The 9266-nt window shown below is 60.6% G+C and carries 5 protein-coding genes, 1 tRNA gene and 1 pseudogene; 5 read left to right on the forward strand and 2 right to left on the reverse strand.

The features are described 5' to 3' along the window. The first annotated feature begins 151 nt into the window (after nucleotides 1–151). Nucleotides 152–225: transfer RNA gene (locus NW857_RS11020), tRNA-Met, on the forward strand. Between the two features lie 207 nt (nucleotides 226–432). Here NW857_RS11020 and ilvB read toward each other — a convergent pair. Next, on the reverse strand, nucleotides 433–2259 hold the full coding sequence (gene ilvB, locus NW857_RS11025) for a biosynthetic-type acetolactate synthase large subunit (protein WP_414334131.1): 1827 nt from the start codon (nucleotides 2257–2259) through the stop codon (nucleotides 433–435). A 177-nt stretch (nucleotides 2260–2436) separates the two neighbouring features. On the opposite strand from ilvB, the gene NW857_RS11030 reads away from it, so the two are divergent. Beyond that, nucleotides 2437–4065, forward strand: coding sequence for a phospholipid carrier-dependent glycosyltransferase (locus tag NW857_RS11030; RefSeq protein ID WP_414334107.1), 1629 nt, complete (start codon nucleotides 2437–2439; stop codon nucleotides 4063–4065). A 110-nt stretch (nucleotides 4066–4175) separates the two neighbouring features. Next, nucleotides 4176–5240 (forward strand): Gfo/Idh/MocA family oxidoreductase, encoded by a 1065-nt coding sequence (locus NW857_RS11035; RefSeq protein ID WP_414334108.1) that lies wholly within the window; start codon nucleotides 4176–4178, stop codon nucleotides 5238–5240. 250 nt (nucleotides 5241–5490) lie between these two features. Here NW857_RS11035 and NW857_RS11040 read toward each other — a convergent pair whose 3' ends face one another. After that, nucleotides 5491–7332, reverse strand: a complete 1842-nt coding sequence (locus NW857_RS11040; RefSeq protein WP_414334110.1) for a transglutaminase domain-containing protein — start codon at nucleotides 7330–7332, stop codon at nucleotides 5491–5493. Nucleotides 7333–7549: 217 nt separating this feature from the next. Here NW857_RS11040 and NW857_RS11045 point away from each other — a divergent pair, with 217 nt between their 5' ends. Beyond that, nucleotides 7550–8386: a sulfite exporter TauE/SafE family protein gene (locus tag NW857_RS11045; protein ID WP_414334112.1), complete on the forward strand. Its 837-nt coding sequence runs from the start codon at nucleotides 7550–7552 to the stop codon at nucleotides 8384–8386. A gap of 245 nt (nucleotides 8387–8631) precedes the next feature. After that, nucleotides 8632–9266: pseudogene (locus NW857_RS11050) on the forward strand (type II/IV secretion system protein); the annotation flags it as partial.

The following is a 9266-nucleotide window of genomic DNA, read 5'->3' on the forward strand; positions in this document are numbered from 1 at the left end:
GGGATCCCTGAAGCCAATACCCACCCAAAACGGCGAAACTCAGTTGACACTCCCACAGCTTGGCCGGGGAGTTCCCACGCAGTCCGGTACCCAGTCTCCCGAGGTGTAGGCTTGCCGGCTGACTGCTGGAGGGGCTAAGCTAGAAAAACAGCGCGGGGTAGAGCAGCCTGGTAGCTCGTCGGGCTCATAACCCGAAGGTCACTGGTTCAAATCCAGTCCCCGCTATACGTAATCTCTTGCTTGATAGGCTCAAGCGCAGTGGGCCTGGTAAGTACTCTGTGCCACCACCTCTAGGCTCTCTTCCAGAGGTCAGGGATCAGCCTGATATTTGATTTGATTTTGATAATGACCACGAAAGGCGGCGGTTAAACAACGGCGGCCCTTCTCAGAGGGATCCCACCCTCCTCGACCCAATGGCCAGGCCCGCCGGCTCTAGAGCTTGGTGCCGCACTCGGCGCAGAACTTGTGCAGGCTGGGGTTTTTGGCGCCGCAATTGGGGCAGTAGATGAGCTCGGCGGCCTGTTCCAGTTGCCGCTTTTCCGGCAGCCCAATCATCTGGTAGTTGGCTTTGCCGGCAGGCACCATCGGGTAGCAGTTCTCATCCCGCTTGACCACAAAATCGGCCAGCACCGGCCCCTCGTGGCGCAGCATCTCCTGGATGGCATCGTCCACTTGATCGGGGTGATCGACGCGCATGCCCTTGACGCCAAAGGCTTCGGCCAGCTTGACAAAATCCGGCATGCCCGGAGCCATATCCGAGTGGGAGTAGCGCTCGCCGTGGAAGGCCTGCTGCCACTGGCGCACCATGCCCTGCCAGCCATTGTTGATGATGGCCACCTTGGTGGCAATGCCGTACTGGGCCACCGTGCCCAGCTCCTGCATGTTCATCTGAAAGCTGGCATCGCCGCTGATGCAGATCACCTCGGCGTGGGGCAGGGCCACTTTGACCCCCATGGCCGCCGGGAAGCCGTAGCCCATGGTGCCCAGGCCAGAACTGGAGATCCACTGGCGCGGCCCGTTGCGCAAAAACTGCGCCGCCCACATCTGGTGCTGGCCGACATCGGTGGTGTAGTAGGCATGGGGAGCGTGGCGACGAAACGCATCGATCACCTGCTGCGGGGCGATCACACCCTCATAGCGGGGCACCTGCAGGGGGTAGTCCTGCTTCCAGCGCTCGATCCGCTCCAGCCAAGCCTGCGTCTGGCCAGGGGTGTGGGGCATTTTGCTCAGTTGCGCCAACAGCTCCACCAGGACGGTGCGCACATCTCCCACAATCGGCACGTCCGGAGCGCGGTTTTTGCCCACCTCTGCCGGGTCAATGTCGATGTGGATCACCTTGGCGTGCTTGGCAAATTCGTCCAGCTTGCCGGTTACGCGGTCGTCGAAGCGGGCCCCCACTGCAATCAGCAGGTCGCACTCGGTAACGGCAAAGTTGGCGTAGGCAGTGCCGTGCATGCCCAGCATCCCCACCGAGAGGGGATCGTTCTCATCGAAGGCCCCCTTGCCCATGAGGGTGGTGGTCACCGGGATCTGATAGGTGTGGGCCAGCTCGGCAATCTCCGCATGGGCACCGGAGATGATGGCCCCGCCGCCCACGTAGAGCAGGGGACGCTTGGCCTGCAAAATCAGCTTGGCCGCCGCGTGGATCTGGCGCGGGTTGCCCCGCACCGTGGGCCGGTAGCCGGGGATATTAACCTCAGTGACCGGCTGGTAGTCGAACTCTTCCAGGCCCACATCTTTGGGAATATCGATCAGCACCGGCCCTGGCCGCCCGGTGCCAGCAATGTGAAAAGCCTCGGCCACAATCCGAGACATTTGGCGCGGATCCCGCACCACGTAGGAGTGCTTGACGATGGGCAGGGTGATGCCAAAGATGTCGGTCTCCTGAAAGCCGTCGGTACCGATCAAATGGCGGGGCACCTGGCCGGTGATCACCACCATGGGCACAGAGTCCATCATGGCGTTGGCGATGCCCGTCACCAGGTTGGTCGCCCCTGGCCCCGAGGTGGCGAAGCACACCCCCACCTTGCCGGTGGCGCGGGCGTAGCCATCGGCAGCATGGGCCGCGGCCTGTTCGTGGCGAACTAGAAAATGTTTGAGCAGCCCCTGAGATTCGGCTTTGTAGAGCTCGTCGTAGACGGGGAGGATGGCTCCCCCCGGATAGCCAAAGATGTGCTGCACCCCGTGCCGGTGCAGGCTGTCCACCAACGCATATCCACCCGTTGCCACGATGTCTTCTCCCCACTGAGATGACCGGATGTCAAGCGCCCACTCTCAGGAGAGCCGGCGTAGGCAAAGCGGCCAGAAGTTGGCCAACTTTGGTATTTGTATTCAACTCCACAGTCTAGCAGCGGTTTGCTCTCAAATCGCTCAGATTTTCACGGTCGGCTAAAGTAACACTGGGGATCCCCATCGTCGTCTTGTTTGCTGCTGCCCATGACTTCCAAACCAACTCCTTCTCCCAGCGATCCAGAGCTGGCAAGGTCGGAAAGAGACGAGCTGCTGCCGGGTGGTAGGCGGGCCGCTGGCACTTCTTCTGCTGAGGTAGAGACTGTTGCTCCTGCTTTGTCCGGCGTCGGGTCAGAGGGATCGCGGCGGTGGCTGCTATGGGGGGCGCTGGGGATCTTTCTGGTGGGCCTGGGGTTGCGCCTGTGGCGGCTGGACGAGTTTCCGGCTCCGGTGTTCGACGAGGTGTATTTCCCCAAGTTTGCTCAAAATTATCTCGACGGCGAGCCTTTCTATGATGTGCATCCCCCCCTCGGGAAATACTTCATTGCCCTCAGCATTCAGGTGTTTGGCCGCAATGAGTGGGGGTTCCGCTTCGCCACCGCTTTTTGTGGATCCCTGATCCCCTTGTTGCTGACGGGCTTGGCCTACCGCCTCACTTACCACGTGGGCTTTGCCCTGTTGAGCGGGAGCCTGCTGCTCACGGATGGAGTGTTTCTGGTGGAATCCCGCTTTGGCCTGATCAACGTGTATCTGGTGGCCTTTGGGCTGGCGGCCACCATTCTGCTGCTGAGCGGTCTGGAGCGCCAAGGTTGGCAACGGGCCGTCCACTTTGCCGGCTCTGGGATCCTGTTGGGAGCGGCAGCTGCGGTGAAGTGGAATGGCCTCTGGTTTGCCTTCATGTTTGCCCTGCTGGGGATCCTCGTCTGGGGGGTGATCTGGCTGCGCCCGCAGTGGATCCCACGATTGGGCATTTTGATCCAAATCCGCCATCTGCGCTGGTGGCACTATGCGTTCTGCTTCGTCCTCGCCCCGCTGGCCTTTTATGCCATCCAGTGGATCCCCCATCTGCAGCTCAACCCGCAGCAGGGGCTAACCCTGGATTGGAGCTGGACGGGCATCCAGAATTATTTCCGATCCCTGGTGCTCATCAACCAATCCGTTTACGGCGGGCACCTGCATGCCGATCTCGTGGTGGATGAAAACACCCCTGTTCACCCCTACTGCTCCACCAGCTTGCGATCCCTGGTGGCTTGGTTCCCCGTCTTGCGTCCTTGGCTGACCACGCCCTTGGCTTCGGCGGGGGCCTGGTCCTGGCCGATCCTGGGCCGTCCCGTGGCCTACTACTTCAGCAGTCAGGGCGACCTGTGGCGAGCGGTTCATGGCCTGGGCAATCCCTGGCTGTGGTGGCTGGGGACGGGATCCATCTTGGTGCTCGTCTGGCGGGGGATCCGTCGCTTCCACGGCCTGGAAGCCTTCATTTTGATCGGCTACGCGGCCAATTACCTGCCCTGGTTTCGAGTTAGCCGCTGTGTTTTTATTTACCACTACATGAGCGCTCTGGCCTTTAGCACTCTGGCCCTGGCCTGGCTGGTGCTGCTGGGCTGGCAGAGTTATCGCCGCTTCTGGCGCGGGACGAGTATCACGGCAGTAGCCTTGGTTTTGGCATCTTTTCTCTTTTTTTCCCCGCTTTGGTTTGGCCTTCCCCTCAGTCCCGGCGGATTTTACGCCCGCATGTGGTTTCGCCCCACGCCGACCCCGCTCTTTTGCTTTAGCCCCCAGGCCTGTGAGCGAGCACCCCTACGCCTGTCGCCCATCCCTGGCTTGAACTGGATTTGAGAAAGGCATGGTAAGCTTTGTGAAGTTCGTTTCGTGAAATGCTGCCCGCTGTTACCAAAAAATAGGGTATGGTTCGCGAAACCCTTGTGGTGGAGGTATGTGGAAACGTCATGGACCGATCCTGCCCGAGTCCTGCCAACTCTCCCCGCCGTCCACCGGCCTATACAGGGCAAGCTGTCCCGGTTGGGGTAATCGGGGTCGGCAACATGGGCCAGCACCACACTCGCGTGTTCAGCTTGATGAAGGATGTGCGGGTCGTGGGGGTAGCCGATATCAATGTGGAACGGGGATTGGATGTGGCCAGCCGCCACCGCGTTCATTTCTATGAGGACTACCGCGATCTGCTGCCCCACGTAGCTGCCGTGGCCATCGCCGTACCAACGGTTCTCCACCACGAGGTGGGCATGGCCTGCCTAGAGGCCGGCGTCCATGTGCTGATCGAAAAGCCCATCGCCGCCAGCATCAGCGAAGCAGAATCGCTGGTGAACCGAGCTGCCGATTGCAACTGTATTTTGCAGGTGGGGCACATCGAGCGCTTCAGTCCCGTTTTCCAGAAGCTGGGCCAAGTCTTGCAAAGCGAGGAGCCGCTGGCTTTTGAGGCCCACCGCCTCAGCCCCTATTCCGACCGCGCCAGCGACGTGTCGGTGGTGTTTGACCTGATGATCCACGACATCGACCTGTTGTTGGAGCTGATCCCGTCTCCTGTGACCCAAATTACCGCCAGCGGCAACCGCGCCTCTAAGTTGGGCTACCTCGACTACGTCACCGCCACCCTCACTTTTGCCAACGGCGTCATTGCTACCCTCACCGCCAGCAAGGTCACCCACCGCAAGGTGCGCAGAATTGCTGTCCACTGCAAAAATGCCTTGGTAGAAGCGGATTTTTTGCACAACGAGATCTCCATCTATCGCCAGGGATCCGCCAGCAGCAGCAGCGACTACGGACAGATGCCCTACCAGCGGGATTGCTTGATTGAGAAAGTCCACACCGACAATATCGACAAGCTCCATGCCGAGCTGGAGCACTTCATTAACTGTGTGCGCGGGGGCAATCAGCCCTCTGTGGGTGGGGAGCAGGCTCTGAAGGCTTTAAAGCTGGCCTCGGAGGTAGAGCGGATTGCTCTGGACGGATGTGCCTGGAGCGAAGCCAAGCCCCGCCGCAGCCTTTTATCTTAGTCCATCCCACCAACAAAGTCATTTCAAGTAGCAATAAAACAGTTCGTTACGTCGTTATTGCTGGGCAACGCTGTCGAGAACGCGCTGCTCCAACTTCCCTCTCCCTTTGGGAGAGGGGGCGGGGGTGGCTGCCGCAGAGCACTTAGGCGGCCTCGCAGTCGATCCCCTCAGAGCGCTTGCCATCCTCAGGCATGAGGGCCAAACCTGAAGATGTGAAACGTGGCAGCTCGGTCCATGCGCGTTCTCCGTTTCAAATTTCTTCTAAGATGCGAAATTGCACATGGTTAATGGCTAGCTCTCCAATCGAGGCTTGATCGGTGTTGATCGTCTCAAACGGGATCCCTTTGGCGATCTCGGCATGGGTCCAGGGCAGGCCCATAAAGTAGCGCTGCGGATAGGGGCGCTCCCCCCGATCGTCGGGGTTTGACTCCATCGGCACCCAACCCCAACCGGGCAGGTAAAACTCGATCCACACGTGGTTGTATTGGGGAAACAGCGGGATCCCTTTCAGTTCGGGGTGGGGAGGACACTTGTAGCGCCCCACCGTGCGGCAGGGGATCCCATTGAGGCGGGCCAAGGCCAGCAGCACCCCCACATATTCGCCGCAGGAACCGGAGCCACGCCGCAAAACCTCATCCGGCGGGTCGATGCGGGAGGTGACCCGGTAGGAAAGCTTGTCGTAGACATAGGCGCGAATGTTAAGCATTTTGCGCAGCAGGTTGGTCTCGCTGCCGACGGCCCGCCGCGCCGCCTCCCGGACAATCGCAGTGTCCATAGCCAGGTAATCATCGTCCACCAAGTAGCGATCCCGCAGATCCGGGGGCACGGCGGCCTCTTCTACATCCAGCGGATCGATGCAGTACTTGATGCTGTAGAGATCCAGCACCGCCCGCCAGCCAAAGAGGCGCACCTCATCGGCCCCCAGGGATCCCAGCGAAAACACCGCCACCTGTTGGCCGGCTTGCTCCTCCAGCTCAAACGGCAGGCCTACCCAGTGGAGGCTGCGCACCCGTTGGCGAGGGCTGTTGCAGGGCAAGGCAATCCGCCAGACCAAATCGGGCAGGGCGCGCGGCTCTTCTTGGGCAATTTCTTCCATATAGGTCAGCTCCACCCGGTAGCCGTGGGAAAGGGTGTAGGTGGCGCGCTCCCCCAGGCGCTGGGGCTGAAAAACCACCGAACAAGCAATGGCGGGATCCGTGGACTTGCTGCTGCTGACCCAAGGGGGGTCTGGGGGGGGATCCAAGGGCCGCAGGCGCAGGGGGGCCACCCAGGTTTTGTTGCGCAAGGCCACCGACAAGGGATCCGGAGCGTTGGGGTTGTCGTGGATATAGGCTTCTTCGTGGGCGTAGGCCACCCAGAGTTGTCCCCGCCAATGGGCCAAGCCGGTCGGCCCAGGAGAAGGGGTGAGGATGCGGGCCAATTCCCGCCCGGTCTGGCGCTCCAGCACGTAGATCGTCTCTTCCACCCGATCGCTCACCCAAAGGTAGTCTCCCTGTACCGCAATCTGTTCTCGGCCAATCCCAGGGGCGGGCATCTCCTGCACAATGAGCCCACGACCGGGATCCAGGTGCAGGAGCTTTTCCCGTTTGTAGCAGGTGGCATAGAGGTGGCGGCTGCCTGTGTGGGGATCGATCCAAAGGGCGATCCCTTCGATGGGGCAGGGGCACCCGCACACTTGAAAGGCTTCCAGGGATCCCGGTTGCTGCAGTGCGGCCATGGGAATGCGCAAGATTTGCCCCTCCTGCTCCCGGCCACGACTCTGTCCCGCTGGCGCGGCCAGCCAGATCCAAGCTTGCTCCCCCTCTGACTCTATCCACAAACCATAAGCACCTTGGAAAGAATGGACGTGATGGGGGTTGAGCAGCAGGGTGTTGTGCTCCTGGATTTCTACTAAATAGCCCCTCACCCGATCCAGGCCCAACAGGCGCTCTCCCCAGGTGGCCAAGCCTTCCAGAGCGACCAACCCCAGGGGTTGTAGAGGAGCTGCAGTTGCCTGTGGCCGCCCAGAGAGGGGCCACCAAGCGGGCTGGGATACCGTGGAATCCGGATTTTTCTGAGCATCCAGATCGCTTGCCGAGTGGATGGCAACCATGGAGGCTTCCTTGCCTGCGAAGAGGCCAGCCTGCTCACGCAATCTACATTGGCAACAGGCCCAGGCCAGTACGACTGCCAACATTGTAGGATGTGCTCCCTTTTGGCTCCACCCCAAGGGATCCCTGGCCGTTTGTGTTGTCTGCCAGTCCTGCCGGGGACAGAGAATGCTACGATGACAAGCATTTTGTTATCAGCAAGGTCGGGAACCAGAAACCATGGAAAACAATCTGGCCTTGGCAGTTGGCGGCCTGGTGGCCGGGATCCTGGCCGGTTTTTTGGGCATTGGCGGCGGCACGATCCTGGTGCCCTTGCAGGTGAGCTTGGGGATCCCACCGGTTCAGGCTGTGGCCACCAGCAATCTTTCCATTGTGATGACCTCGATGGCGGGCAGCGTCCAAAACTGGCGCATGGGCTTGCTGGATCTGAAGCGGGTCATCTGGCTGGGGATCCCGGCGTTGCTCACGGCGCAGGTGGGAGCGAGCATCGCCAGCCGCATGCCCAGCCATCTGCTGTTGGCCGCCTTCGGGGTGTTGCTGCTGGCCAACACTTACCTGGTGGAGCTGCGCAAAACGGTGGCCACCCAAGCCTTGGAGACAGAGTTCTCGCCTGCTGCTCAAGTGCGGATGTCTCCCTGGTTGGCCCGCCTCCTGACCGGTGGCGCTGCCGGCTTGTTGGCCGGACTGTTCGGCATTGGCGGTGGGGTGATCATGGTGCCCATGCAGATCCTGCTGCTGCAAGAGACGATCAAGGTGGCGATTCAAACCAGTTTGGGGGCGATCGTGATCACAGCCGTTGCTGCCACCGCCAGCCATGCGGGTCTCAGCGATTGGATCTGGAATGGGCTGGGGTTTGGGGACGGCACCATCCACCGGAATGTGCGTTGGATCCCAGGCTTGATCCTGGGGACAGGCGGGTTAATCGGTGTGCAGATCAGCACCCGCACCCTGCCCAAGTTGCCCGATGAAACGGTCAGCCTGCTGTTTCGGGGCTTTCTGGCTATTCTTTCTCTCTACATTTTTTGGCAAGCCTGGCAAAGCTACCGAGTTCTGTGAAGCGATCCTGGTCTGCCCCAGCAGTCAGGACAGGAGTCCTGGTTCCAAATTATCCGGCGTCGCTCCCAACCTTCGGGCCTGCAATTTAGGGGGCGAGGTGGTTTTGAATGCCAGTTTAAGCCCAGCTGGGGCATACTAAGCCCAGAGTGGGCGCACAGACCTGCGTGTCTTCGCCGTTGACCCTTGTAGCCTAGTGCAGTGAAATAGAGACATTGATGTAGCAACAGGGTGGGTGGCCCAGCAGCATGAACGACCTTTCTACTCCTTTTACTGCTCGTCGTGGTGGCGTCAGCAAGGCCCTGGCCATCGCCAACGCCAGCATCACCCCCTTTGGCCGCAAGCTAAAAGAGCTGGGCTTTGCCGACGACAAGCAAATCCAGGACATTCAAAATGCCCTCAAAGCCAATCGCGAAGGGGGCAGCAAGGCCCTAGCTCTGGTGGTCAAAGAGATTGCCGGCAGAGAGATCACCCCCGACCTGGAGCGGGCCTACAAGCGGCAGCAGCTCTTTGAGCTAAAAATCATCTACGGGATCCCCTCCCTCGACATCGATCTGGAGCCGGTGGAGATCTCGGAGATGATCGGGCTCATCGACTCGCTCTTGCCCCTCGACATCTGCAACCGCTACAAGTTCTTGCCCATCCGCCGCCAAGACAACCAGGTGCTGGTGGCGATGGTCAAGCCGGATAACCTGCAGGCGCTGGACGACATTCAGCGGCGCTTCCGCATCCAGGGGCTGAAGCTGCAGCGGCGGGTCTTCACCCAGCGGGATTTCGAGGCCCTGATCAACCGCTACATGGACGCGCAGGCGGAGCTGTTGGCCATCAAGGGCATCAACGACGCGGCTGCCGCCCAAGAGGAAGAAGAGGTGGTGGTCAACAC

This window comes from Synechococcus sp. H55.9 (assembly GCF_047462355.1).
Lineage (GTDB): Bacteria > Cyanobacteriota > Cyanobacteriia > Thermostichales > Thermostichaceae > Thermostichus.